The following is a 25,894-nucleotide window of genomic DNA, read 5'->3' on the forward strand; positions in this document are numbered from 1 at the left end:
CTCAACGGTTCTCGTCCGGGCGGTTCCACGCGAGCCGCCCGGACACGGCTCGCGCGGCCAGGGCGGTGACCAGGCCCGGCAGCGCCACCGCGGCCCGTCTCGCGCGGGGCACGACGACCCGCTTGTCCAGCACGTCGTAGCCGGCCGCCGCGATCTCCTCCAGGATGTCCCGGTAGAGCACCAGCGCCGTTCGGACGCACGGCCGCGCGGGCGGTTGGAGCAGGTCGATCCCGCCCTCGGCCTCCCGGTAGGTGGCCAGCGTCACGGCCATGACGTGCCGCACGGCCCGGCGGACGCGCTGGTCGGGGCGTCCCGTGCGGCGCGACCAGGCGAGCAGGTCCCGGTCCACGTCGTGGGCGCTCAGCACGTCCATCGGCAGGTAGATCCGGCCGCGGTCGAGGTCCTCGCCGATGTCGCGCAGGAAGTTGGTGAGCTGGAACGCCCGGCCCAGGGCGGCGGCGGCCGGCTCGGCGTGGGCGCGCGGGGCGACGGTCCCGAAGACCGGCAGCAGTTGCAGGCCGATGACCGCCGCCGAACCGTGGACGTACTTGTCCAGCTCGGCGAACGACGCGTACTCGGTGACGTGCAGGTCCATCCGCATGGACGCCAGGAAGTCGGTGAACAGCACCGGGTCGATGCGGTGGCGGCGGGCGGTGTCGGCCAGCGCGGTGAGCACCGGGTGGCCGGTGCGGCGGCCCGCCAGCTCGTCGGTGAGCAGGCGTTCGAGGGCGTCCAGGTCGGCGGCGGGGTCGGTCGCGGCGCCGCTGTCCACGATCTCGTCGGCCAGCCGCGCGAAGCCGTACAGGGCGTGCACGGCGGGCCGCTGCGCCGGCGGCAGCAACCGGGTGGCCAGGTAGAACGTGCGGCCGTGGCGGGCGTTCAGGGCTCGACAGCGGGCGTAGGCGGCCTGCAGGTCGCTCACGTGTACCTGCTGGACAGCTTCAGCGGGTCGGGCTTGACCAGGGTCACGCACGCCAGCGCGGACACCGCCACGGTCAGCACGAGGTAGCCCCACGAGTACAGGGCCGTGTCGCCGTTGGGGAAGGTCACCAGGAGCAGGAAGACCGAGAAGAACGTCACCTTCTGGAGGTTCCTCGTGGTCCACGCCAGGCCCGCGCCCAGCACCAGCGCCCAGCTGAAGTACCAGGGCAGCGTGGCGGGGGAGAGCAGGGCCACGGCGAGCATCGTGATCGCCGCGCGGCGCACCGCCTCGGGACCGCCGTCCTCGGCCACCCGCCACTGCCGCCACGCGATGTAGGCGAGCAGGAGCGACCCGAGGCCGCGCGCGATGGTCATGAACCAGCCCGGCTCGACCCGCACGAACGCGCTGACCACCGTGTGCGCGAAGTCACCGACCGCGCTGGGCAGCGACAGCCAGTTGACGATGGTGGACGACGAGCTCAGCGCCGGGATCCAGCCCAGGTCCAGCCCGGACACCAGCGTGGTGCCGGCGAAGACCACCGTGAACGTCACCAGGCCGCCCGCGATGGCCTTGCCCAGCCGGGCGGCGCGGGTGCCGTCCAGCCGCCGCGCCCACACCAGCACCAGGAACGGCAGCGCGACCACGGCGGTGGCCTTGACCGCGAACGCCAGGGTCACCACGGCGATGCCCAGCACGTGCTTGCGGTCCAGGACGAACAGGCAGCCCGCCGCGAGCAGGCCGACCATCAGCAGGTCGTTGTGCGCGCCGCCGATGAGGTGGACCAGCATCAACGGGTTCGCGGCGGCCAGCCACAGCGCGACGGCAGGCCGCCCGCCCAGGTGCCGCGCGAGACCCGGCAGCGCCCACACGAGCATCCCGAGGCCGATGGCGAGCACCAGGCGCATCAGGACGACGCCGCCGATGACGGACGCGTTGGTGACGCCCACGACGCCCATGGCGAGCATCAGGAACAACGGGCCGTAGGGGGCGGGCGTGTTCTGCCACACCCAGCTCACGTTGTCCGACAGCGGGCTCTGCAGGACCGCCGGGCCGACCTTGTAGGGGTCGAGGCCGTTGAGGGCGATCTGGCCCTGGGCGAGGTAGCTGTAGATGTCCTTGCTGAACAGCGGCGGCGCGAAGAGCAGGGGAAGCGTCCAGGCGACCACGGCGGTGAGCACGGCCTGGCTGCCCACGTGCCGGTTGCGGACCATGCGGCCCAGCCGGACCCACGCCCAGATGACCATGCCGAGGCCGAGGTAGAGGACGGCGGTGGCCAGGTCGTGCCCGTGCCCGTAGCGGATCCAGCTCAGCGAGGTGTCGGTGAGCAGGGGGTCGCGCTTGAGGATGGCGCCCGCGCCCGTGCCGCCCAGCGCGACCAGCATGACGCCGGCGACGCCGAGCAGGATGGTCCGGATGGGTATGCCACCGGGATCCGGCGCCTGGGTAGCACCGGACCGCACCGGCTCGACAGGTGCGGCGCTCGATCTGGGGAGGGACGGGGTCGCGGCCATCGCGGCAACATCGTTGCACAACGCGAGAGCGCGTCGGCACGCAATGGCGGACACGCGTGACACGGACGTAACAGCCTGGGGGATCTTCGCATGGCTGGGTCACACGAGCGAGTGACCACTTGGAGTAAGTGGGGTTCCCCGGGGCGGTCGCGGAGTAGCAATTCAACGCATGGTCAACTCGGTGATTGGTGTCCGTGGCCGCACGGGCGCTTCACGCGCGCAACGCCCGGTACCCCTCGGCCACCTCGTCGAACGCCGTTATCAGCACCCGGTAGTCGTCCGCCTCCGGCCGCCGCCCGGACGTCCACGTGGCCACGTACCCCGTCCACGCGGTCCAGAGCCGTCGTAGGAGCCGCTCCGATGCCCCTCCCAACTCGTCCACGCGCTCTTCGGACAGCTTCGCCTTGTTGAGCTGGAACCAGACGTTGAAGCGCTGGTTCTCCGCGAGGAACACGCCGGTGCGCTCATTGATCGAGTTGGACGTGTACCGGCTGGTGATGATGGCGATCACCATGTTGGTCGTGGGGGTCAGGTCCCGGCCGGGCACCTGTTGCGGCGGCCACCACGGTTCCAAGGTCAACCTCCGATCGGGCTTCCCAACGTACCCCGCCGGGGTGACAATTCAACGCATGGCCAATTCGGTGGCCGTCAGCGTCGACGGCTTGCGGGTGGTGCGGGGCGGGCGGGAAGTCGTCCGCGGGGTGGCCTTCGAGGTGCCGGCCGGCACGGTCACCGGGCTTCTGGGGCCGAGCGGGTGCGGCAAGACGACCGTCCTGCGGGCTGTGGTCGGCGTGCAGGACGTGGCCGGTGGTTCGGTGACCGTCCTCGGGCACCCGGCGGGCAGCGCCGCGCTGAGGGACCGGATCGGCTACTCCACGCAGAGCCCGTCGGTCTACGCGGACCAGACCGTGCGCGAGAACCTGCGCTACTTCGCGTCCATCCTCAAAGCGCCCGCCACCGACGTGGACCGCGTGGTCGACGAAGTGGGCCTCAAGGGGCAGGCCGACCAACTCGTCGCCACACTCTCGGGTGGTGAGCGCGGTCGGGCGAGTCTCGCCGTCGCGTTGCTGGGCCGGCCCGAGCTGGTCGTGCTGGACGAGCCGACCGTGGGCCTGGACCCGGTGCTGCGCGAGGAGCTGTGGACCCTCTTCCACGACCTGGCCGACCGCGGCGCCGCCCTGCTGGTGTCCAGCCACGTCATGGACGAGGCCGCCCGCTGCGACCGGCTGCTGCTCATGCGCGACGGCGACCTGCTGGCCGACGACACCCCGCGAGCGTTGCGCGAGCGGACCGGCACGCCGGACCTGGAGCAGGCGTTCCTGGCGCTGGTGCGGGGGACGGCATGAACACCCTGGCCACCACCCGCCGCATCCTGACCCAGTTGCGGCACGACCACCGGACCGTCGCGCTGATGGTCTTCATGCCCTCGGTGCTGCTCGTGCTGCTGCGGTACGTGTTCGACTCGGAGCAGGCGTTCAGCCGGGCCGCGCCGGCGCTGCTGGGCGTCTTCCCGTTCGCGATCATGTTCATCGTCACGTCGATCACCACGCTGCGCGAACGCCTCACCGCCACGCTCGAACGGCTGATGACCCTGCCGATCGGCAAGCTGGACCTGCTGCTCGGCTACGCCCTGGCGTTCGGGCTGGTGGCGGTCGTGCAGGTGGCGGTGGCGGCGACGGTCTCGTTGACCTGGCTGGGCCTGGAGATCGAGGGCTCGGTGGCGTTGCTGGTGCTCATCGCGGTGCTGGACGCGTTGTTGGGCATGGCGCTGGGGCTGTTCGCGAGCGCGTTCGCCCGGACGGAGTTCCAGGCGGTGCAGTTCATGCCCGCGATCGTGATGCCGCAGGTGCTGCTCTGCGGGCTGTTCGTGCCGCGCGACGAGATGGCGACCGCGCTGAACTGGATCTCCGACGCCCTGCCGCTGTCCTACGCCGTCGACGCGCTGACCCAGGTCACCCGGTCCTCGGAGGTGGACGGGACGCTGGTGCGCAACCTCCTGGTCATCGCGGGCTGTGCGCTCGCGGCCTTGCTGCTCGGCGCCGCGACCCTGCGCCGACGGACCCCGTGATCCGCTGGGCGGCGAGCTTCCCGGAGATCAGCACCGGCGGCACGCCCACGCCCGGCGTCGTGCCGCACCCGGCCAGGACGGCGTTGTCCAGCACGAGGTTGCGCGGCCGGAACGGGCCGGTCTGGGCGAACGTGTGCGCGGCGGAGAACGGCGTGCCGGCGGCCAGGCCCATCGCGGCCCAGTCGCGCGGGGTGACCAGCCGCTCCACCTTGATGGCGTCGCCGAACCCGGTCAGGCCGCGCTGCTCCAGGGTCAGCACGAGTTCGTCGCGGTAGGCGGGGCCGACGCGCTCCCAGTCGATCGGGCCCAGCCGCAGGTTCGGCGCGGGCGCCAGGACGAACATCCCTCCACCCGGCGGCGCGGTGACCAGCAACGACGGGTCGGTCATCAGGCTGCCCCGGCGGGTCAGCTCGTCGAAGGTCCGGTCCCAGGCCCGGCCGAACAGCAGCGTGTGGTGCGCCAGCTCGGGCCACGTGCGGTCCACGCCCGCGTGCAGCACGACCGCCGAGGGCGCCCACGTGATCGGCACCGGCCGGCGCGGGCGGTGGCCGAGGAGGCGGTAGGACATCGGCAGGTCCGGCGTGAGGACGACGGCGTCGCACGGGATGCGCTCGCCCTGTGCCGTGCGGACGGCGGTGACGCGACGGCCGATGCGTTCCAGCCACGCCACTTTGGTGCGGTAGCGCAGGTCCGCGCCGGCGTCCTGGGCGGCGGCGGCCAACGCGTCCGGCAGGGCGCGCATGCCGCCGCGCGGGTAGTAGACGCCCGCGATGGTGTCCATGTACGCGATGACGCCGTACGCGCCGAGCGCCTTGCGCGGCGGCACGCCCGCGTAAAGCGCCTGGAACGAGAAGATGCGCTGGAGCCGTTCGTCGGTCAGGAACCGCGCGACCTGCGGGCCGAGGCGGGCGAACCCGCGCAGTGCGGCGAGCCTCGCCAGGCGCGGGGTGAGCAGGTCCAGCGGGGAGTCGAAGTTCGCGCCGATGAACGCGTCGCGCTCCACCCGGTACAGCTCGGTCAGCCACGCCCGCAGCGCCCGGTAGCCCCGCGCCTGCGCGGGCCCGGCGAACCGCCGCACCTCGGCCTCCATCGCCTCGGCGTCGGCGTGCACGTCCAGCACCGAGCCGTCGGCGAAGCGCGCCCGGTAGGCGGGGTCCACGGGGAGCAGGTCGAGCCGGTCGGCCAGGGACTCGCCGACCGCGGCCAGCGCCTCCTCGACCAGCTCGGGCATGGTCAGCACGGTCGGGCCGGTGTCGAAGCGGAAGCCGTCGAGGTCCAGCCGCCCGGCCCGGCCGCCGGGCACCGCGTCCCGCTCGACCACGGTGACCCGCCGGCCCGCGCCGAGCAGGTGCAGGGCGGCCGAGAGGCCGGCCAGGCCCGCGCCCACCACGACGACGTGGTCGGTGCGGCCGGTGACCGTCCTCATGTCACGAGGTCCGCTTCGTCGCGCTGACGGCGAGCTGGGCGAGCCGCTCGCGGGCGGCCGGTTCGACGATCGGCGCGCGGTCCAGGGCGGTCAGGGCGGACCCGGTGAGCTCGGCGATCCGCTCCTCCACGGCGTCCACCGCGCCGACCTCGACCAGCTTGGCGCGCACGACGTCCACGGTGGCCACGTCCAGGTCGGGCTTGCCCAGGGCGTCGTGCAGCACGTCCGCGCCGAACTCCATGCCCAGCGCCACCAGCAGCGTCCGCTTGCCCTCGCGCAGGTCGTCCCCGGCGGGCTTGCCGGTCACCGCCGGGTCGCCGAACACGCCCAGCAGGTCGTCGCGCAGCTGGAACGCCACGCCGATGTCGGTGCCGAAGCTGCGCAGGCCGTCCACCAATTCGGGGCTGCCGCCGCCGATCGCCGCGCCCATGTGCAGCGGCCGTTCGACGGTGTAGGCGGCGGTCTTGAGCCGGTCGATGCGCAGCGCGGCGTCCGGCGAGGCGTCGCCGCGCGCCTGGGTGAGCACGTCGAGGTACTGCCCGGCGAGCATCTCGGTGCGCATGTCCCGCCACGGGATGCTCAACCGCTGGAGCGCGTCGGTGGGCAGGCCGGCGGCGAAGAGCATGTCGTCCGCCCACGCCAGCGCGATGTCGCCGATCAACACCGAAGCGGCGAGCCCGAAGCGTTCGGGCGCGCCGAGCCAGCCCCGCTCGCGGTGCCGGCGGGCGAACCGGACGTGCACGGTCGGCATGCCGCGCCGGGTCTCGGAGGCGTCCATCAGGTCGTCGTGGATCAGGGCGCAGGCCTGGATCAACTCCAGCGAGCTGACCGCCGTGAGCACGGCCTCGGCCGCGGGGGAGTCCGGGTCGCCGCCCGCCGCCCGCCAGCCCCACCACGCGAAGGTGGGCCGAACCCGCTTGCCGCCGCCGAGCACGAAGTCCGCCAGCGCGTCGACCACGCCCCCGAAGTTCTCCTCGGTGCGCGCGCCCTGGGCCTTGCGGTCGGCCAGATAGCCTGCGAGGGCTGCGTCGACGTGCTTGGGCAGTTCCAGGTCCAACGGGTGGGGCGGCACCCGTCTATCGTCACCTCTCGCGCCGGAGCGGCTCCCACCGGGGGGCTCGTTCCACTCAGTGAAAGGGTTCTCCCACTGATCGGACCTACCTCTAGGCTTGGGGGCATGACGTCGGTCGTCGAACGCATCACCACGGGCCGCCCCGTGTTCTCCGTGGAGTTCTTCCCGCCCCGGGACAACGATGACGAGCGCGTGCTGTGGAAGGCGATCCGCGAGCTGGAGGCGCTGGACCCGGCGTTCGTGTCCATCACCTACGGCGCGGGCGGCTCCACCCGCGACCGGACGATCCGCACGACCGGCCGGGTGGTCCAGGAGACGACCCTGGTGACCATGGCGCACCTCACCGCCGTGGACCACTCCGTGGCCGAGCTGCGCAACGTCATCGGCTGGTACGCGGCCGTGGGCGTGCGCAACATCCTGGCCGTGCGGGGCGACCCCAAGGGCGACCCCAACGGCGAGTGGGTCCGCCACCCCGAGGGCCTGACCTACGCCGAGGAGCTGGTCCGGCTGTGCCGTGAGCTGGGCGACTTCTGCGTGGGCGTCTCGGCGTTCCCGTACGGGCACCCCAGGTCGGCGGACCTCGACACCGACACCAAGTACCTGGTGCGGAAGCTGCGGGCGGGCGCGGACTTCGCGATCGCGCAGCTGTTCCTGGAGGCCGACGACTTCCTGCGGCTGCGCGACCGGCTCGCGGCGGTGGGCTGCGACACGCCGCTGATCCCGGGCCTGATGCCGCTGACCACGCCGCGCACGCTGGCGAAGTCGGTGGAGCTGTCCGGCGCGCCCCTGCCGGCGTCGGTGGCGGCCCGCCTGGAGCACCTGGCCGACGACCCGGTGGCGTTCCGCAAGGCCGGCGTGGACCTGGTGACGGAGATGGGTGAGCGGCTGCTCGCGGAAGGCGTGCCGGCGCTGCACTTCTACACGTTCAACCGCTCGAAGGCGACGCGCGAGGTGGTCGGGCGACTGGGCCTGGTGCCGGCGCGCGCCTGAGGCGTTCCCGGCACGGTCGTGAAGGGTCGGGCGGGCTGCGGGCAAGTAGAGGCGTGACGAGACCGACCGCGCAAGCGCCCGACCCGCACCCGCCACCCCTCCCCACCCCGACCGGCCCGGACCCGACCGCCCCGGACCCGGCCGGCCCCGACCCGGCGTCGGCGTTCGGCCTGCTCTTCGACGAGCACGCCGGGTCGCTGCACGCCTACCTGGCCCGCCGGGTCGGCGCCCAGGCCGCCGACGACCTGGTCTCGGAGACCTTCCTGGTCGCGTTGCAGCGGCGGCACACCTACGACCCGGCCCGCGCCGGCGCACGCCCGTGGCTGTTCGGCATCGCGAGCAACCTGCTGCGGCGGCACGTGCGGCAGGAGGTCCGGGGCTGGCGGGCGCGGGCGCGGCTGGTCGGGGCGGACCGGGAGCAGGAGTCGCCCGAGACGCGCACGGCCGAGCGCCTGACCGCGCGGCAACGGGTCCGCCGGCTGGCCGGCGCGCTGGCCGCGCTGGAGCCGGGCGACCGGGACGTGCTGCTGCTCACGTCGTGGGGCGGGCTCGGCGCGAGCGAGGTGGCCCAGGCGCTGGGCATCCCGGTGGGCACCGTCCACTCCCGGCTGCACCGGGTCCGCCGGTGGTTGCGGTCACACGATCCGGTCGCGAGCGAGGGGATGGAGGACGGTGATGCGTGAGGTGTGGACCGACGACGAACTCGACCGGGCGCTCGACGCGCTGTACCGGGAGGTCGAGACCGACCAGCGCGGGCTCGCGGGGGTGCGGGAGACCGTGGTGACGGCCGCACGCGCGCTCGACCGGCCACGACCGGCGCTGGTCGAGCCGGGGGCGGGCACGGGTGCGCGCTCGGCGGGTGCGGGTCGGCGGCCAGTGCGGCGGTGGTTGGCCGCGGCGGCCGTGGTCCTCACGCTGACCGCCGGGGTCGTGGTGGCGCAGGTCTCCGCCAACACCGCCACCGCCCAGGCGCGAGCGGCGCTGACCAGCGCCGCCGACCTCGCCGCCCGCGCCCAGGACCCGGTGGTCGCACCCGGCCGGTACCGCTACGTCGTCACCCACGCGTGGTGGCTGCGCACGATCGGCTCGGAGAACCGGAGCTTCTCCTTCCTCAACGAGAACCTCGTCGAGACCTGGATCCCCGCCGACCCGTCCGGCGAGTGGCTCCAGCGCCGCCGCGAGACCGGCAACCGCGAGTGGGTCGTGGGCACCGAGGCCGAAGCCCGCGCCGCCGGCGTCGTGGTCGAGGAGTCGCCGTGGCCGGAGCGGCGCGCCAAGGGCGGCGAGTTCACCGGGAACCTCCCCGAGCGCGGCGGCTGGCAGTTCCCGAAACCGGAGTTCCTGGCCGGTCTGCCCACCGACCCCGAGCGGCTCTACCGTCGGCTGAGCGAGGACAGCGGCGGCGGCAAGCAGGTCCTGGTCTACGCGGCGGACGCCCTGCGCACCGGCCTGGTGCCGGCCGCGACCCGGGCGAACCTGCTGCGCGCGCTGGCCCACCTGCCGGGCCTGGACGTCACCGACGACGCCGCCGACCTCGACGGCCGCACGGGGGTGGCACTGGGCGTCACGGAGGACGGGGAGCGCCAGGAGATCGTCCTCGACCCGGCCACCGGCCAGGTGATCGGCGAGCGCAAGGTCTCCGACTCGGTGTTCGCCGGCGTCCCCAAGGGCACCGTGACCGCCTACTCGGCCATCACCACGACGGTGGTCGACCACATCGGCTCGACCGGCTGACGGCTCACGCCACCTGGCTGCGGCGGTGCGCCACGATCGCCAGCACGACCACGATCAGGGCCGCACCGCCGGTCAGGCCGGCCAGCAGCATCGTCCACCCGAAGTAGGACGGCGAGTTCTCGCCCGCGTACCGCACGGTCGCCTGGAGCATGGAGGCCTGCCCCGGCTTGGGCGACCAGGCGATCGTGGACGACTCCTCCTCCCGGCCGTTGGTCTCCACGACGTCACCGGGGAAGCTGATCTTGACCTGGATGTCCGCGCGCTCCGGCGGCACCTGGGTCAGGTCCACCGACCCGTTCATGGTCACCAGGTCGCCCGACCGGCGGAAGTTCAGCTGGTACCGGCTGGACGACGCGCTGGTGGCCGCCGCCAGGGCGCGCACCTCGTCGAAGGTCAGGCCGCTGAAGAACAGCTGGGTGCCGGTGTAGTTGTCGGCCGCGTACGGCTTGGTGGTGACCCGGCTGGCCAGCTCGTTCGGGACCCGCAGCTGGGGGCCCGGGTCGTTGTCGCGGGTGGGCGGGGTCGCGGCGACGATCTCGCCGGAGACGCGGTCGTCCTGCGACAGCGCCATCGCGGCGTGCAGCCGGACGCACCCCGTCAGCGAGAACACCGCGAGGAGCAACACCGGCACGAGCAGCGCTGTGGCCCTGGACACCCGGCCATCCTGCCGGCCGGGTCAAAAGTTGACCGCCCGAGACCGGTCGTTCGGACGGCTAATTACCTGTCGGGGTGACGCGACGCGCAGGTAACGTGCGGCTCATGGCAACCTCTCCGGCCGGCGTGCACGGCATCAGCAACCAGTTCGTGGTCGACTACGCCGCGGCGGACCCGCTGACGGCGACGTTCATCGGGACTCCCGGCCACGACCACGAGCTGACCGACTACTCGCCGGACGGGCACGCGGCCCGCAAGGAACTCGCGCGGCGCGCGCTCGCGGACATCACCGCCGCCGAGCCCGCCGACAAGTCGGAGGCCGACGCCAAGGCCGTGTTCCTGGAGCGCGTCGGCCTGGACGTGGAGATCCACGAGGCCGGCCTGTGGGAGGGCGAGCTCAACGTCATCGCGGGTCCCGTGCAGAGCCTGCGCGAGGTCTTCGACCTGATGCCGACCGAGAACGCCGACCAGTGGGCCACCGTCGCCAAGCGGCTCGCGGCCATGCCCGAGGCGATCGCGAACCTGCGCGCGGGCCTCGCCGGCGCCGCCGACCGCGGCCAGGTCTCGGCGCTGCGCCAGGTCACCCGGGTCGCCGAGCAGTGCGACACGTACTCGGGCCGCGCCAACGGCAGGTCCTACTTCGCGAACCTCATCGCGAACGCCGAGGTGGACGCGTCCCTGCGCACCGACCTGGAGGCGGGCGCGAAGGCCGCCGCCGAGGCCTACGCCGACTTCGCCGAGTTCCTGCGCTCCGACCTCGCCCCGAAGGCCCCGAAGAAGGACGCCGTCGGCGAGGACACCTACCGCCTGTGGTCGCGCTACTTCACCGGCGCCCGCCTGGACCTCGCCGAGGCCTACCAGTGGGGCTGGGAGGAGTTCACCCGCATCGAGACCGAGATGAAGCAGGTGGCCAACCGGATCAAGGCCGGCGCCACGCTGGCCGAGGCCGCCGCCGCGCTGGACGCCAACCCGCGCTACCTCGTGCACGGCCAGGACGGCCTGCAGCAGTGGATGCAGCAGCTGTCGGACAAGGCGCTGCTCGACGTCCGCGACGTGCACTTCGAGCTGCCCGACGAGCTGATGAAGCTGGAGTGCCGCATCGCGCCGCCCGGCGGCGGCGTGGGCGCGTACTACACCGGCCCGACCCCGGACTTCTCCCGTCCCGGCCGCATGTGGTGGTCGGTGCCCGCGGACAAGACCGAGTTCTCCACGTGGCGCGAGGTCACGACCGTCTACCACGAGGGCGTCCCGGGCCACCACCTCCAGGTCGCCACCGCCGTCTACCAGGCGGAGAAGCTGAACAGCTTCCAGCGCCTCCTGTGCTGGGTGTCCGGCCACGGCGAGGGCTGGGCCCTCTACGCGGAGCGCCTGATGCGCGAGCTGGGCTACCTGGAGGACGACGGCGACCTGCTCGGCATGCTGGACGCGCACCTGTTCCGCGCCGCCCGCGTGATCATCGACATCGGCATGCACCTGGAGCTGGAGATCCCGAAGGGCACCGGCTTCCACGAGGGCGAGCGGTGGACTCCGGAGCTGGGCCTGGAGTTCATGCTCACCCGCACCATCACCGACCCGCACCACGTGCGCGACGAGATCGACCGCTACCTGGGCTGGCCGGGCCAGGCCCCGTCGTACAAGATCGGCGAGCGGCTGTGGCTGGCGGCCCGCGACGAGGCCCGCGGCCGGCACGGCGACGCGTTCGACCTCAAGAAGTTCCACAAGGACGCCCTGGAGATGGGCGCGATGGGGCTGGACACGCTGCGGGAGCGCCTGGCCGAGCTGTGAACCGTTGATGAAAGGTGCCCCGGTGACCGCCTTTACGGCGGTGTCACCGGGGCGCCTGTTGCATATGCTGGGGCACCGACTTTCCAGGGGGACGCCATGTCGAGACGAGTCGCGCGGTCCGCTGCCGGGTTCGCCGCGGTGGGCGCGTTGCTGTTCGGCGCGGCGCCCGCGCTGGCGCAGGACGAGGTCGTGGACCCGGCGCAGTGGCGGGTCCGGCAGGAGATCGTGGACTACGCGTTCAGCCAGATCGGGGCGCGCGAGGACGGTCCCAACGGCTACCCGCTGAAGTACCAGGCGATCGACCCGGCGATCCGGCGTCCCGTCGAGTGGTGCGGCATCTTCGTCAACTGGGTGTGGACCAAGGCCGGCGTGAAGGACAAGCCGGCGATGGCGCCCGCGCCCGGCGCGCCCGGCGTGGACCAGGGCCACTGGGCGACGTACTGGCAGAAGTGGGGCCGGCAGAACGGCAAGTGGCGGCCGTTGTCCTCCGGCGAGGCCGAGATGGGCGACGTGATCGTCTACGGCGAGTACCCGTCGATGTTCGCGCACGTCGGCGTCGTGGTCGAGGTCGCCTACGACCGGACCGGGCGGCACGCCACGCACATCCGGACCGTCGAGGGCAACGTCAGCGACCGCGTCGTCTACACCAAGTGGCGCAAGATCAGCGACCTGGCCAACGGCGCGGGGCTGAAGGTCAGCGGGTTCGTCTCGCCGTTCTAGTCGAGCGGCACGTCCTTAGTCGAGGGGCAGCGTCCGGCCCAGCACCGCGAACGGGCGCGGGTCGCCGGTGAACTGGTAGTGCCGCAGCACGTCCACGAACCCCAGCCGCCGGTACAGCCGCCACGCCTTGCTCGGGCCCTCGGGCGTGGACAGCAGCACGCGCGAGGTCGTCACGCCGCCCAGCAGGCTGCGCAGCAGGCCCTCGCCGATGCCCCGGCTCTGCGCGCGCGGCAGCACGTGCAGCTCGGTCAGCTCGAAGTAGTCGTGCATCCACTCCTCGACCGCGCGCGGCCCGGCCACGGCGGTCAGGCCGTGCCGCACCTGCTCGTGCCACCACTGGCCGACCGCGCCGCGGTAGCCGTAGCCGATGCCGATCAGCTCGTCCTGCTCGCCCAGCGCCACCACGCACCGCCAGCCGTCGCGCAGCATGTGCGCGAGCCACATCGGGGCGCGCTGCTCGGCGGTGCCCGGCGGGTAGTTCATCGCGCTGACGTAGAGCGCCAGGGCCTCGCCCAGCCGGGAGTTCAGCTCGCGCGCGGAGACCTCGACCAGGCGCTGGGAGGGCGCGGCGGTCATCGGGCCACCCGCGCCGGTGTGCCGCCGGTCAGCTCGACCAGGCCCGCGTAGGTGGTGGGGAAGACGGCGTGCGGGTGCCCGGCGGCGGCCCACACGACGTCGTACCGCTCCAGGTCCACGTCCACGAAGGTCCGGATCGGGGCGGGGTGGCCCAGCGGGGAGACGCCGCCGATCACCTGACCGGTGTGCTCGCGCACGAAGTCCGGCTTGGCCCGCTCGATCTTCTCGGCGCCGGCGAGCCCGGCCAGCAGGTCGGTGTCCGCGCGGTGCGCGCCCGAGGTCAGGACCAGCAGCGGGCTCGGGACGCCGTCCCGGACCGCGGCGAACACCAGGCTGTTCGCGATGGCCCCGACCGGCACCCCCACGGCCTCGGCCGCCGCGGCGGCGGTGCGGACGGCGTCGGCGAGGACGACGATGCCGTCGGCGGCCTCGTGGTGGCCCGCCTCGGCCAGGGCCGCCGCCACCTTTCGGATACCGGGGTGGTCAAGTGCGCTCACCTGTTCATGAGACCACGTGTGGGCGGGTTGAGGAGTAGCGGGTTTCCGGGTTACGCTGACCCCGCTCGAACATGTGTTCGAGCTATGCCTTGGTGGTGGGGCGGGGGAAGCGCCCCACCACCAAGTGCCGCCGTCTCCCCGCGGCGGTCGTCGATGTCCCGACGCCGCGAGGAGGCCGCACATGACAACCGCGACCGACTTCCCCTCCATCCCGCTCCCGCTGCCCCCGGCGTCCGCCGTCAGCCTCCTCGCGCAGGCCCGGGAGTGCCTGCGCGAAGCCGAACACGCCACCGAGCCCGCCGACCGCTTCGCCGCGGCCTACCTGGGCGCGCTGCGCTGCGCGGCGGCCGTGCTGGCCCTGCGCGGCCGGCCGCACCGGGGGCGCGCCAAGCCGACCAGCGTGTGGGTGCTGCTGCCCGGGCTCGCGCCGGAGCTGGCCGAGTGGGCGACGTACTTCGCGTCCTGCTCCCCGGCGCGGGCCGCCGTCCTGGCGGGCATCACCCGCCAGGTGAACCCGCGCAGCGCCGACGACCTGGTGCGCCAGGCGGGCCAGTTCGCGGCGCTGGTCGAATCGATCACGCACATCGACGAGGACGGGCTGTGACCAGGGGACTTCTCGACTACGCCCGGTTGATCGAGGTCTTGGCCGCCGAGGTGGAGCTGCTGGCCGAGTCGGCCGAGGGCCGGCGCCCGGAACGCCAGGTCCCCGCGTGCCCGGGGCTGAACCTCGGTGAGACGGTCCGGCACGTCGGCAGCCTGTGCCGGATGGCCACGCAGTGGGTCCGCGACGGCCTGCAACCGGTGACCTGGCAACAGGACCCGCTGCCGGGCCAGTCCCTGCCGGACTACGCCCGCGACGCGGCGGGCCCGTTGGTCGAGGCGCTGTCCGCGCGCGGGCCCGACGACCCGTGCGAGACGTGGTGGCCGGAGGACCGCACGTGCGGTTTTTGGGCGAGGCGCGTGGCGCACGACGTGACCGTGCACCGGATGGACGTGCAGGCGGCGGCGGGCCTGGAGGTCACCCCGGTGCCCGACGACGTGGCGGAGGACGGTGTGGACGAGGTGCTCACGCTCTGGCTGGGCCACCGCCTGGACGTGCTGGGCGTGCGCGGGACGCGGGACTCGACGGTGGCGATCCGCGTGGGCGGCCGGGTGTGGCTCACCAGGACGGGCCCGAACCCTTCCCGGGCGTGGCGCGCCGCACCGGAGGAGGCGGAGTCGGCGGACGCGGAGGTGACGGGCAGCGCGATGGCCGTGTACCGCTGGCTGTGGGGCCGCATCCCGGACCGCGAGGTGGAGCCGGTGGGCGACCACGACGCGATCGCCCAGCTGTGGGCGCTGCTGCGGTTGGCGACCAAGTGACCACCAACGTGTGACAGGCGTCGCCGAGGCTGTGAGCTGCGATGATGGTGCGGTCGGGGGTCGGCGTGCGAATCCCACGATCGAGTGACATGCAGGATCGGGAACCAACTCGGCACTCCCGCGTCCCGTGAATTGGAGGAGGGGCGGCGCGGAGGACGCATCGGCGCGGAGGACGGGTCGGTCCGGCGGACGGGTCGGCCCGGCGGACGGGTCGGTCCGGCGGTCCGGCGGTCCGGGAGGGCGTCGTCGGCGGGGAGTCGGGAGGCGGCGGCAGCGGGCGAGGTCTGCGTCGTCGTCGGCGGCGGCGGGCGAGGTCTGCGTCGGCGGCGGCGGGCGGGTCTGCGGCGGCGCGCGCCGAGGTCGCTCGCGACTCGCGCCGGCCGACCCAACCCGCCCTCGCGCCCTCGCACTCACCGCCCGGGCCCTCGCACTCCGGCCCTCGCGCGCTCCCCTTGCCCGGGACCCGCCCTGCCGGCTCGCGCGTTCGCCCGCCCTGCCCGCTCGCGTGTTCGTCCGCCCTGCCCGCTTCACCCCGCCTGCCCGCCGCGCGTCCGCCCGCGCGGCTGTCTCGCGTGCTCACCTGCGGCCGGGGTCGCCCGGGGTGCGTTCGGCGTCGTCGGCCGCGGTCTAGTCCTGGGTGTGGTCGTGGGCCGGGGGGTGGGGGGAGTCGCCGGGGTGGTTCGGGAAGGAGAGGTTGGCGGTCGTGGTCAGGCCGGTGGGGCCGGCGGTTTGCAGGTGGTAGCGGGCGGTTCGGGTGGAGACGTCCAGGATGGCCACCGAGTTGCCGAAGTGCGGGCCGCTGATCTTGCGCCAGCTCACCGGGTCCGCGGAGACGCCCGCGCGGTCCGCCCGCCGGCGGAGGAAGCGGGCCAGCGGTTTGGACCAGGACAGGGCGAAGATCGGGCGGAAGAACCACGGGGGGTCGTTGTGGACCGGTGAGCACACCAGTTGCAGGACTTCCGAGCGGGTCGGCTGCGGGAACTCCGCGCGCGCCGCGTAGCTGTGGTGCACGTCGCCGGACAGGACGCAGATCGTGCCCGGCGACTCCGTGCCGCTGCCGATGCGGTGGATCAGCCGCGCCAACCGCTCGAACGACGCGCGGAACGCGGGCCAGTGCTCCAAGTCGCCCACCTGGCGGACCTTCTCGCCGACCCGGCCGCGCCACCCGGGTCTCGCCGCCGCCTTCTCGTTCAACGACTGGAAGTGGCTCAACGCGTGCGGCATCAGCCACGGCAGGGACGAGCCGATCAGCAGGTGGTCGTAGTCGCCCTCGGCGTTGCGCTCGATCCAGTCGAACTCCTCGTCACCCACCATCAGCCGCTCGGGACCGTCGAGGATGCGGCCCGCCCGCGTGTCGATCACCAGCAACCGCACCCGGCCGAAGTCGCGGCGGTAGCTCCAGCGCGTCGGCTTGCGGCCGTCGGCCTCGCGGTCGGCCTGCTCGGCGAAGTCCTCCAGCAGCTCCTGCACGTCCCCGCCGGCGGTGCGCACCTTCGCCCACAGCTCGTCGCGCGCCAGCTCGTCCAACCCCAGGTTGCCCAGGTGCTGGTACACCCAGTACGACGCGAGCCCCGCCCGGATGCGCTGCTCCCACCACGGGTACTCCGCCATCTGCGCGCGCCACACCCGCGAGGTGTTCCAGTCGTCGCGGATGTCGTGGTCGTCGAAGATCATCGACGTCGGCAGCACGGACATCAGCCACCGGATCTCCGGGTCCGCCCACGACTCGTGGTACAGCTCGGCGTACTCCCGGAACGACACCACCTCGCCCTCGGGCTCCGGCCGCCGCTCGGCCAGCCACCGCTTGACCTTCGGCGTCGGCTCGTCCGCGTACACCTGGTCGCCGAGCAGCAGCAACGCGTCCGGCCACTCCTCCTCCGGCCGGTCCTTGAGCTGCGTGCCGAACGCGTCCAACGCGTCCGGGCCCAGCTTGTCGTGCCCCGGACCGTGGTGGCCCTTCGCGGCCCGGCACGACCCGAACACCATGCGGCGGACGCCGCGGGTCCGGATGCGTGGCGCGGGGAAGGAGTAGTCCGGCGGCGGCCACACCTCGTGGCCGTCCAACCGCACCGTGTAGAACGTCGTCGTGTCGGGCGCCAGCCCGTCCAGGACGACCAGCGCGAAGTGCTGTTCACCCACCTGGAAGGTCGGGGCGCGGTGACCCGCGACCTCGACCTCGCACGCTGCGTCGGTCTCCACCCACACGGTGGCCGACGTCGCGTCGACGTGCCGCAGCACCGGACCGAGCACCAGTTCCGCCATGCGCGCAGACGTTACCTTCGCCGCATGGCAACCAGGTTGTACGACGTCGTGGTGGATTCGGCGGACCCCGTCGCGCTGGGCCGGTTCTGGTCCGCGTTGCTGGACCGGCCGATCACGGGCGAGAGCGCCGACGAGGTGGACGTGGCGCTGGACGAGGGTGCCGAGCTGGTGTTCGTGCCGGTGGGGGACGCGAAGCGGGTCAAGAACCGGCTGCACCTCGACCTGGCCTCGACGTCGGCGGAGCACCAGGCGCAGCTGGTCGAGAAGGCGAAGGCGCTGGGCGCGCGGGAGGCGGACATCGGGCAGGGGGCCGTGCCGTGGGTCGTGCTCGCCGACCCCGAGGGCAACGAGTTCTGCGTGCTGGAGCCGCGCGCGGAGTACCTGGGCATCGGGCCGGTCGCGGCGGTCGTCGTGGACGCGCTGGACCCGGTCGCGCTGGCCGGGTTCTGGGCGCACGCGACCGGGCTGCCGGTGACGCGGTCGCACCCCGAGTACGCGTCGCTGCGCCGGGACTCCGGGTTCTGGGTGGAGTTCGTGCGGGTCGCGGAGCCGAAGTCGGTGAAGAACCGGCTGCACTTCGACGTCGTGCCGCCCGCGGACGGCGACCTGCTGCTGGAGGTCGCGCGGCTGGAGGCGCAGGGCGCGGCGCGGGCCGACGTGGGTCAGCGCGACGTGGAGTGGGTCGTGCTGGCCGACCCGGAGGGCAACGAGTTCTGCGTGCTGACGCCCCGCTGAAGCGCGTGTGGGGGCGCCGACCTCGTCGTCCGCGCCGGCGGACTGGCCTCAGCGCACTCCGAGGGCGGCGGCCACGGTGCGCAGTTCGCCGCGCAGCCGCTCGGCGTCGTCCACGTCGACGCACCCCGTGGAGACCCACACCGAGAGCCGGCTGGACGCCGGGATGTTCAGGCGCACGCCCGAGACCTCGTCCACGGTCATGAGGTAAGTGCCCTCGGGCATCCCGGCGTCCTGGCGGATCTTCGCCTCGACCGCGTCGGCGGTGGGCACGTCGCGGCCCTCCAGGACCAGGTGCAGTCGCACGAAGTGCGGTGTGGGACCCAGGACGCCGTTCGCGCGGTCGCACCGCCAGGTCCGGAAGTCCACGGGGACGCCGGGCAGGGTCTCGTAGTCGCGGAAGCCGGCGGCGAGGGTGCGCAGCGCGGCGGACGTCGCCTCGGTGGACGCCGGCGTGCGGTAGGTGGACCGGTCGGTCAGCTCCAGGCTCAGCAACCCGGCGACCAGCGCCCAGACCGACAGCGCGCAGGCGAGCAGACCGCCGGGCACGCCGAGCCGGGGCGTGCAGTCGCGGGCGGGGTCGCCGCCGTCGAGGCCGTACGTGGGCGAGACCTCCGGGCGCACCTCGCGCAGGGCGTCGACGAACGCGCGTTGTCCCGAGGTGTCCCGCCACCGCGCCCGGACCCGGCCCCGGTTGGTGTCCACCTCTACGACCTCGCGGTTGAACTTCGACGGGTTCCGCGCGGCCACGACCAGGCCGATGACCAGCGAGTTCGGCAGCCAGAACGCGAGCCAGAACGGCTTGGCCGACACGTACCCCGTGCGGGCGGAGGTGATCGAGTGGTACGGCACGCGCAAGCCGCCCAGCACCAGCGCGTCCTCCTCGAAGACGGCGTGCCGGGGCCACCGGGAGGCGTGGACGGCGGCCACGGCGGCGACGAGCAGGTCGGCGGCGGTGAGGAACCAGTAGAGGTTCCGCTCGGGGGTCTCGGTGATGCCCCAGATGTGCAGCGCGGCGCACCCGAGCGCCACCACGACGACGCTCCACGCCCACAACCCGGCTCTGGACAAGGGGATTCGTCGCGTCACGCCATGTCGACGCCGGCCGGGTGACGCCGGTTTCCGGCCGCCCGGCGGAAACTTCCGCCCTTTCGGTGCGGAGGTCGTTCGGGGTGGCGGCGTGGCGGTCGGGTGGTCTACTGTGCCGCAGTATGCAATATATCAGTCGGGCGCTGTACCGTGACCAGGCGCTTTCGGCGATCCGCGACGCGATCCTGGGCGGCGACCTCGCGCCCGGCGAGGCGATCAAGGACGTCGAGCTGGCCGAACGGCTCGGGCTGTCGCGCACGCCCGTTCGCGAGGCGCTCGCCCGGCTGGCCGACGAAGGGCTCGTGGAGTCCAAGCCGCACAGCTACACGCGCGTCACGCCGTTGCGCACGGCACCCGTGCGGGACGCATTGGCTGTCGTGCAAGCGATGCACGCACTCGCCGCGCGCTTGGCCGTGCCGCGCATGGAGGACGCCGACCTGGTCGCGATGCGCACGGCCAACGCGCGGTTCGCCGCCGCGCTGGACGCCGGGGACGTGCCGGCGGCGCTCGCGGCGGACGACGAGTTCCACGGCGTGGCGGTGCGGTGCGGTGACAACTTCGCCGTCGCCGCCACGATCGACCGCTACACGCCCCTGGTGCGCCGGCTGGAACGGCTCCGCTTCGCCGGGGCGACCGGGCGGCACTCCGTGGTGATGCACGACGAGATCGTCGCCGCGTGCGCCGCGGGCGACGCCGACCTGGCCGCGGACCTGGTCGAGCGGAACTGGGCGACCCTGTTCGACCTGCTGGAGGAGAACTGACATGGCGCTGCGCGACTTCCCCCGCTACCCGCTGACCTTCGGCCCGTCGCCCGTGCACCCGCTGGAGCGGCTGACCAAGCACCTCGGCGGCGCGTCGGTGTGGGCCAAGCGGGAGGACTGCAACTCCGGGCTGGCCTACGGCGGCAACAAGACCCGCAAGCTGGAGTACCTGGTGGCCGACGCGCTCGCGACCGGGTGCGACACGCTGGTGTCCATCGGCGGCGTGCAGTCCAACCACACCCGCCAGGTCGCCGCCGCGGCGGCGCGCGCCGGGCTGAAGTGCGTGCTGGTGCAGGAGAGCTGGGTGGACTGGCCGGACGCGGTGTACGACCGGGTGGGCAACATCCTGCTCAGCCGGTTGATGGGCGCCGAGGTGCGGCTGGTGGAGGCGGGGTTCGGCATCGGCGTGAAACCCGCGTGGGAGCAGGCGATCGAGGACGTCCGCGCGGCCGGCGGCAAGCCGTACCCGATCCCGGCGGGGGCGTCGGACCACCCGTTGGGCGGGCTCGGGTTCGCCGGGTGGGCGGCGGAGGTGGAGCGGCAGGAGGTCGAGCTGGGCGTGCGGTTCGACACGATCGTGGTGTGTTCGGTGACCGGCAGCACGCAGGCCGGGATGGTGGCCGGGTTCGCGGGCACCGATCGGCGGGTGGTCGGGATCGACGCGTCGGCGGAGCCGTGCGACACGCGGGCGCAGGTCACGCGGATCGCGCAGGCCACCGGCAAGCTGCTGGAGGTGGAGGTCGCCGAGTCCGACGTGGTGCTGGACGAGCGGTTCCACGAGGGCATCTACGGCGTGCCCGGCGAGTCCACTGTGGACGCGATGAAGCTCGGCGCGCGCCTGGAGGGCATGATCACCGACCCGGTGTACGAGGGGAAGTCGTTGGCGGGCTTGATCGAACTGGTGGCCTCCCGCGAGATCCCGCGCGACTCGACGGTCCTGTACGCCCACCTCGGCGGCCAGCCCGCGTTGAACGCCTACAGCAGCCTGTTCCGGTAGTCGCCCGAAGAGCGCTACCACCGAAGCCGGTGGGTCACCGGTGCCGGAAGGTCGTGAGCCGTGCGACCGAGGGCACCCCCGGCTCTCCGATCTATGCGCGGAGGCGGAGGCCCTTGGGTGTCGCGCGGAAACCCGCCTCCTGGAGGATCCCGGCCAGTCGGGAGCCGAGGGCGATCTCGCCGTCGGCGCGTTGGACCGCGAGTTGGCCCAGCCAGCCGTCGCGGACCGCTCTGCCCAGCGCCTGGGCCGCGGCGCGGAGGACGGCCTCGTCCTCGCTGAACGACAGCAGGGAACGACCGCCGCGTTCGACGTAGAGGGTGGCCTGGCCGTCCACCAGCACGGTCAGGGCGCCGGACTTGCGCGCCGGTCGGTGCTTGCCCTCACCCAGCGGGTCGGGCCAGGGCAGGGCCGCGCCGAACGGTTGTGCCGGGTCGGCGGCGGCCAGGACCACCGCCTCCGGTGTGCTGGTGTGCTCCTGGCCCGGCGGTCGGGACAGGGCACGCAGGCGGTCCACCGCGCCGCGCGCCGCGAACTGGGCCGCGCCCAGCCCCTCGACCACGTAACCGCGCACCACCTGGCCGGACTCCTCCATCGCGCGCAGCACCCGGTACACGCCGGAGAACCCGCCGGCCACCCGCTCGGTGTCCAGCGCGCCCCGGGTCAGCACGCCGTGCCGCTCCAGGAACGCCTCCGCGCGGGCGTGCGCGCGCCTGGTCGGGTCGGTCGCCGGGACCACGGCCAGCGACCAGCGGCCGGCGACCGTGGGCGGACCGGTGCGGCTGGGCATGTCCGGCCGGCCGGCGCGCATCCTCGCGTACCGGCCGCGCGGGGCGGCGCGCTTGGGCTTGTGCGCGGTGCCGCCGCCCGCGACCAGGGCCCGCAGCGGCGCCAACGTGTCGTTGGTGACCACGCCCGCCCACACCAGGTCCCACAGCGCGCCGACGACCTCGCCGTCGGTCGTCGGGCCCTGAAGAGACACGCGGTCGACGACCTGGCGGAAGAACAGCGCCCCGCCCGCCAACGTCTCGACCACGGCCCGGTGCAGCGGCGAGTCCGGGGCCGCCTCCGGCACCAGGTCGGGCAGCAGCAGGTCGGCCACGTCCGCCGGGGCGAGCGCGATCCACCCGTCGCCACCGGCCAGCGACCCGCAGCCGGTCCAGGTCACCTCGCCGGACGCGGTCAGCTCGTCCAGCAGCGCCGGCTGGTAGCCGGGCAGCCGGGCGGGCAGCACCAGGGACTCCACGGCACTGGCCGGCAGCGGCGCGCCCGCCAGTTGCTCGACCACCGCGTACACGTCGTCCACGGTCGGCGCGGCGCGCAACCGGCGGCCCACGCCGTGCCACGCGGGCAGGAACCGGCCCAGCGCCTCCGGCTCCACCGGCTCGACCTCGGCCCGCAGCCGCGCCAGCGACGCCCGCCGCAACCGCCGCAGCACGTCGGCGTCGCAGTACTCGGTGTGCGTGCCGCCCGGCCGCAGCTCGCCGCGCACCAGCCGCCCGGTGGCCGCCATGCGCTCCAGCACACCGGTCACCACCGCGACGCCCAGCCCGAACCGCTCCGCCGCCTGCGCCGCGGGGAACGGCCCGTGTGTTCGCGCGTACCGCGCCAGCAGGTCGCCCAACGGGTCGGCCACCGGCTCGGTGAACGCCTCCGGCACGCCCACCGGCAGCGCCACGCCCAACGCGTCCCGCACCCGGCCCGCGTCCTCGATCGCCAGCACCCGGTCCTCGCCCGCGACGCGCACCCGGATCGCCCGCCGCGCCGCCACCAGCTCGGCCAGCCACTCCGGCCGCACACCGCGCTCGGCCGCCTCCGCCTCGGACAGGTCGCCCAGGAACCGCAGCAGGTCGGCCGCGCCCTCCACGTCCCGGGCGTGCCGGTCGGGGGCCAGCCGCTGCAGCGACCGCTCGACCTCCTCGACCACCTCCGGGTCCAGCAGCTCCCGGATGGCCTCGGAGCCGAGCAGCTCGGCCAGCAGCGTCGAGTCCAGCGACAGCGCCGCCGCCCGCCGCTCGGCCAGCGGCGCGTCGGCGTCGTAGAGGAACATCCCGACGTAACCGAACAGCAGGCTGCGCGCGAACGGCGACGGCGCGGGTGTCTCCACCTCCACCACGCGCACCCGCCGCGCCCGCACGTCCGCCATCAGCTCGCGCAGCCCGGGCACGTCGTAGACGTCCTGGAGGACCTCGCGCATCGCCTCCAGCACCACCGGGAAGCTCTCGTACTTCGCCGCCACCGACAGCAACTGCGCCGCCCGCTGCCGTTGCTGCCACAGCGGTGTCCGACGCCTCGGGTCGCGCCGGGGCAGCAGCAGCGACCGGGCCGCGCACTCCCGGAACCGGGCCGCGAACACCGCCGACCCGCTCACCTCGGCGACCACGACCTGCTCGACCTCCTCCGGGTCGAGCAGCACGTCGTCCGCGCCCGCCACCACCGGCGCGCCGTCGAGGTCCACCGCGTCCGGCAGGCGCACCACGATCCCGTCGTCGGAGTGCGCCGCCTGCACCTCGATGCCGCGCCGCTCGCGCAGCCGGGCCGCGATCGCCAACGCCCACGGCGCGTTGACCTGCGCCCCGAACGGCGAGTGCACCACCAGCCGCCAGTCGCCCAGCTCGTCGCGGAACCGCTCCACCAGCACGGTCCGGTCGTTGGGGACGTGCCGCGTGGCCTCGCGCTGCTCGCCCAGGTACGCCAGCAGGTTGGACGCCGCCCACTCGTCCAGCCCGGCGTCCGCGGCGCGGGCCCTCCCCGAGTCGGCGTCCATGGTGGACACCTCGCGGAGGAACCTGCCCAGCGCCCGCCCCAGTTCCAGCGGACGACCCGGCGCGTCGCCCTTCCAGAACGGCATGCGCGCGGGCTGCCCCGGCGCGGGCACCACGATCACCCGGTCGTGGGTGATGTCCTCGACCCGCCAGGACGACGTGCCGAGCAGAAACGTGTCGCCCACCCGCGACTCGTAGACCATCTCCTCGTCCAGCTCGCCCACCCGCGAGCCCGGACCGCGTTCCGACGGCGGCGTCATCACCGCGAACAGGCCGCGGTCGGGGATGGTGCCGCCCGAGGTGACCGCCAGCCGCTGCGACCCCGGCCGCCCGCGCAGCTCGCCGGTGATCCGGTCCCACGTGATGCGCGGGCGCAGCTCGCCGAACTCCTCGCTCGGGTAGCGGCCCGCCAGCATGTCCAGCACCGCCTGCAACGCCGACTCCGGCAGCGCGGCGAACGGCGCGGCCCGCCGCACCAGCCCGGCCAGCTCGTCGACCGACCACGGCTCCATCGCCGTCATCGCCACGATGTGCTGCGCCAGCACGTCCAACGGGTTGCGCGGGTACCGCACGGCCTCGATCGCGCCGTCCCGCATGCGCTCCGCGACCACCGCGCACGACACCAGGTCGCCCCGGAACTTCGGGAACATCACCCCGCGCGACACCGCGCCCACCTGGTGCCCGGCGCGGCCGACCCGTTGCAGCCCGGACGCGACCGTGGGCGGCGCCTCGACCTGCACCACCAGGTCCACCGCGCCCATGTCGATGCCCAGCTCCAGCGAGGACGTGGCCACCACGCACGGCAGCCGCCCCGACTTCAGCTCCTCCTCCACCACGGTCCGCTGCTCGCGCGACATCGAGCCGTGGTGCGCGCGGGCGATGGTCGCCGAGCGCTGGGTGCTCACGCCGGACTGCCCGATCGCCTCGGCCGGGAACCGGTCCAGGTCCTGGGCGAGTTCGGCGGCCTCCTCGGCCAGCTCGTTGAGCCGGGAGGTGAGCCGTTCGGCCAGCCGGCGCGAGTTGGCGAACACGATCGTGGACCGGTGCGCGTGGACCAGTTCGAGGATGCGCTGCTCGACCGACGGCCAGATCGACGCCCGCTGCTCCGCGCCCGCCGCCGACCCGGACACCTCGCCGGTCGGCTCGCCCAGCACCGACATGTCCTCGACCGGGACCTCGACCTCCACCTCGATGGTCTTGGCCGTCTTCGGCTGCACGACCCGCACCGGCCGGCCGCCGGCGAGGAACGCGCCGACCTCCTCGACCGGCCGGACCGTGGCCGACAGCCCGATCCGCTGGGCGGGCCGTTCGAGCAGCGCGTCCAGCCTTTCGAGGGACAACGCGAGGTGCGCGCCGCGCTTGGTGCCCGCGACGGCGTGGACCTCGTCCACGATCACCGTCTCGACGCCGCGCAGCGACTCGCGGGCCGAGGAGGTGAGGATGAGGAACAGCGACTCGGGCGTGGTGACCAGCACGTCCGGCGGTCGGCGGGCGAACGCGCGGCGGTCCTCGGCCGGGGTGTCGCCGGTGCGCATGCCGACGGTGATGGACGGCTCCGGCAGGGACAGGCGGTGCGCGGCCTGCCGGATGCCCGCGAGCGGCGCGCGGAGGTTGCGCTCGACGTCGACGGCCAGGGCTTTGAGGGGGGACACGTAGAGGACGCGGCAGCGTTTCCTGGGGTCGTCCGGCGGCGGCGTGGACGCCAGCCGGTCGAGGGCCCAGAGGAAAGCGGCGAGCGTCTTGCCGGACCCCGTGGGTGCGATGACCAGGGCGTGCTCACCCGCCGCCGCCGCTTCCCACGCGCCCACCTGGGCGGAGGTGGGCGCGGCGAAGGCACCGGCGAACCACTGCCGGGTCGCGGGTGAGAAATCGGCCTGGACATCCATGCCAACCATCTTGAACGAGGGGTACGACAATTTCTGATTGCGCCGCCTCCGGCGTCGCGGCTCGGCCGCCTGGAAGTCGGCCCATCGC

General features: G+C 73.7%; 23 protein-coding genes. 12 read left to right on the forward strand and 11 right to left on the reverse strand.

The genetic code is table 11. The features are described from left to right. Position 1: 1 nt before the first annotated feature. From AB0A74_RS20575 to AB0A74_RS20585, 3 genes are all read right to left on the reverse strand, one after another. Entirely contained in the window at positions 2-922 is a 921-nt protein-coding gene (locus AB0A74_RS20575) for a phytoene/squalene synthase family protein (RefSeq protein ID WP_358251541.1), read from the reverse strand. Continuing rightward, the gene (gene mptB, locus AB0A74_RS20580) at positions 919-2,382 is read right to left on the reverse strand and encodes a polyprenol phosphomannose-dependent alpha 1,6 mannosyltransferase MptB (RefSeq protein ID WP_358251543.1); all 1,464 of its coding nucleotides are present in this window, start codon (positions 2,380-2,382) and stop codon (positions 919-921) included. The genes AB0A74_RS20575 and mptB overlap by 4 nt, the downstream gene beginning before the upstream one ends. Positions 2,383-2,644: 262 nt before the next feature. After that, a complete protein-coding gene (locus AB0A74_RS20585) occupies positions 2,645-3,007 on the reverse strand; it encodes a hypothetical protein (RefSeq protein WP_358251544.1) in 363 nt (120 codons plus the stop codon). 55 nt (positions 3,008-3,062) lie between these two features. On the opposite strand from AB0A74_RS20585, the gene AB0A74_RS20590 reads away from it, so the two are divergent. Both AB0A74_RS20590 and AB0A74_RS20595 read left to right on the forward strand, forming a co-directional pair. After that, complete coding sequence (locus AB0A74_RS20590; RefSeq protein ID WP_358251546.1) at positions 3,063-3,779, forward strand: ABC transporter ATP-binding protein; 717 nt, start codon at positions 3,063-3,065, stop codon at positions 3,777-3,779. Next, positions 3,776-4,501, forward strand: coding sequence for an ABC transporter permease (locus tag AB0A74_RS20595; protein WP_358251548.1), 726 nt, complete (start codon positions 3,776-3,778; stop codon positions 4,499-4,501). Before AB0A74_RS20590 ends, AB0A74_RS20595 begins: the two co-directional genes overlap by 4 nt. On the opposite strand, the gene crtI is transcribed toward AB0A74_RS20595, so the two are convergent. After that, positions 4,434-5,927, reverse strand: coding sequence for a phytoene desaturase family protein (crtI, locus tag AB0A74_RS20600; protein WP_358251550.1), 1,494 nt, complete (start codon positions 5,925-5,927; stop codon positions 4,434-4,436). The two genes, AB0A74_RS20595 and crtI, sit on opposite strands and share 68 nt — an antisense overlap. A gap of 1 nt (position 5,928) precedes the next feature. After that, on the reverse strand, positions 5,929-6,999 hold the full coding sequence (locus tag AB0A74_RS20605; protein ID WP_358251552.1) for a polyprenyl synthetase family protein: 1,071 nt from the start codon (positions 6,997-6,999) through the stop codon (positions 5,929-5,931). A gap of 105 nt (positions 7,000-7,104) precedes the next feature. Between AB0A74_RS20605 and AB0A74_RS20610 the strand changes: the two genes are divergently transcribed. The 3 genes from AB0A74_RS20610 to AB0A74_RS20620 are packed head-to-tail and all read left to right on the forward strand — an operon-like array spanning position 7,105 to position 9,723. After that, the gene (locus tag AB0A74_RS20610; RefSeq protein WP_358251554.1) at positions 7,105-7,989 is read left to right on the forward strand and encodes a methylenetetrahydrofolate reductase; all 885 of its coding nucleotides are present in this window, start codon (positions 7,105-7,107) and stop codon (positions 7,987-7,989) included. Positions 7,990-8,042: 53 nt separating this feature from the next. Next, positions 8,043-8,672, forward strand: coding sequence for a sigma-70 family RNA polymerase sigma factor (locus AB0A74_RS20615; RefSeq protein WP_358251556.1), 630 nt, complete (start codon positions 8,043-8,045; stop codon positions 8,670-8,672). After that, positions 8,665-9,723, forward strand: coding sequence for a CU044_5270 family protein (locus AB0A74_RS20620; RefSeq protein ID WP_358251557.1), 1,059 nt, complete (start codon positions 8,665-8,667; stop codon positions 9,721-9,723). The genes AB0A74_RS20615 and AB0A74_RS20620 overlap by 8 nt, the downstream gene beginning before the upstream one ends. Before the next feature lie 4 nt (positions 9,724-9,727). Here AB0A74_RS20620 and AB0A74_RS20625 read toward each other — a convergent pair whose 3' ends face one another. Then, a complete protein-coding gene (locus tag AB0A74_RS20625) occupies positions 9,728-10,378 on the reverse strand; it encodes a DUF3153 domain-containing protein (RefSeq protein WP_358251558.1) in 651 nt (216 codons plus the stop codon). A gap of 104 nt (positions 10,379-10,482) precedes the next feature. On the opposite strand from AB0A74_RS20625, the gene AB0A74_RS20630 reads away from it, so the two are divergent. Then, complete coding sequence (locus AB0A74_RS20630; protein WP_358251560.1) at positions 10,483-12,162, forward strand: DUF885 domain-containing protein; 1,680 nt, start codon at positions 10,483-10,485, stop codon at positions 12,160-12,162. A 96-nt stretch (positions 12,163-12,258) separates the two neighbouring features. Further along, positions 12,259-12,882 carry a CHAP domain-containing protein gene (locus tag AB0A74_RS20635; protein WP_358251561.1) on the forward strand — a complete coding sequence of 208 codons (624 nt, stop codon included), beginning with the start codon at positions 12,259-12,261 and terminating at the stop codon, positions 12,880-12,882. Between the two features lie 15 nt (positions 12,883-12,897). Here AB0A74_RS20635 and AB0A74_RS20640 read toward each other — a convergent pair whose 3' ends face one another. Continuing rightward, on the reverse strand, positions 12,898-13,458 hold the full coding sequence (locus AB0A74_RS20640; protein ID WP_121221863.1) for a GNAT family N-acetyltransferase: 561 nt from the start codon (positions 13,456-13,458) through the stop codon (positions 12,898-12,900). Continuing rightward, positions 13,455-13,955 (reverse strand): YbaK/EbsC family protein, encoded by a 501-nt coding sequence (locus AB0A74_RS20645; protein ID WP_358251563.1) that lies wholly within the window; start codon positions 13,953-13,955, stop codon positions 13,455-13,457. The genes AB0A74_RS20640 and AB0A74_RS20645 overlap by 4 nt, the downstream gene beginning before the upstream one ends. Before the next feature lie 181 nt (positions 13,956-14,136). On the opposite strand from AB0A74_RS20645, the gene AB0A74_RS20650 reads away from it, so the two are divergent. Together AB0A74_RS20650 and AB0A74_RS20655 are read left to right on the forward strand one after the other, a co-directional pair. After that, positions 14,137-14,559 (forward strand): SAV_6107 family HEPN domain-containing protein, encoded by a 423-nt coding sequence (locus AB0A74_RS20650; protein WP_358251565.1) that lies wholly within the window; start codon positions 14,137-14,139, stop codon positions 14,557-14,559. After that, entirely contained in the window at positions 14,556-15,317 is a 762-nt protein-coding gene (locus tag AB0A74_RS20655) for a maleylpyruvate isomerase family mycothiol-dependent enzyme (protein ID WP_358251567.1), read from the forward strand. The genes AB0A74_RS20650 and AB0A74_RS20655 overlap by 4 nt, the downstream gene beginning before the upstream one ends. A gap of 627 nt (positions 15,318-15,944) precedes the next feature. Here the strand turns inward: AB0A74_RS20655 and AB0A74_RS20660 are convergent. After that, positions 15,945-17,579, reverse strand: a complete 1,635-nt coding sequence (locus tag AB0A74_RS20660; protein ID WP_358251569.1) for an alkaline phosphatase D family protein — start codon at positions 17,577-17,579, stop codon at positions 15,945-15,947. 24 nt (positions 17,580-17,603) lie between these two features. Between AB0A74_RS20660 and AB0A74_RS20665 the strand changes: the two genes are divergently transcribed. Further along, entirely contained in the window at positions 17,604-18,314 is a 711-nt protein-coding gene (locus AB0A74_RS20665; RefSeq protein WP_358251571.1) for a VOC family protein, read from the forward strand. A 48-nt stretch (positions 18,315-18,362) separates the two neighbouring features. Here AB0A74_RS20665 and AB0A74_RS20670 read toward each other — a convergent pair whose 3' ends face one another. Next, entirely contained in the window at positions 18,363-19,382 is a 1,020-nt protein-coding gene (locus AB0A74_RS20670; protein WP_358251573.1) for a hypothetical protein, read from the reverse strand. Between the two features lie 140 nt (positions 19,383-19,522). Between AB0A74_RS20670 and AB0A74_RS20675 the strand changes: the two genes are divergently transcribed. Both AB0A74_RS20675 and AB0A74_RS20680 read left to right on the forward strand, forming a co-directional pair. Further along, a complete protein-coding gene (locus AB0A74_RS20675; RefSeq protein ID WP_358251575.1) occupies positions 19,523-20,161 on the forward strand; it encodes a GntR family transcriptional regulator in 639 nt (212 codons plus the stop codon). A 1-nt stretch (position 20,162) separates the two neighbouring features. Then, positions 20,163-21,158, forward strand: coding sequence for a 1-aminocyclopropane-1-carboxylate deaminase (locus AB0A74_RS20680; RefSeq protein WP_358251577.1), 996 nt, complete (start codon positions 20,163-20,165; stop codon positions 21,156-21,158). A gap of 91 nt (positions 21,159-21,249) precedes the next feature. Here AB0A74_RS20680 and AB0A74_RS20685 read toward each other — a convergent pair whose 3' ends face one another. Next, positions 21,250-25,806 (reverse strand): ATP-dependent helicase, encoded by a 4,557-nt coding sequence (locus AB0A74_RS20685; protein ID WP_358251579.1) that lies wholly within the window; start codon positions 25,804-25,806, stop codon positions 21,250-21,252. Between the last annotated feature and the right edge of the window lie 88 nt (positions 25,807-25,894).

The sequence above is a fragment of the Saccharothrix sp. NPDC042600 genome (assembly GCF_040647305.1).
In the GTDB taxonomy this organism is placed as follows: domain Bacteria; phylum Actinomycetota; class Actinomycetes; order Mycobacteriales; family Pseudonocardiaceae; genus Actinosynnema; species Actinosynnema mutabilis.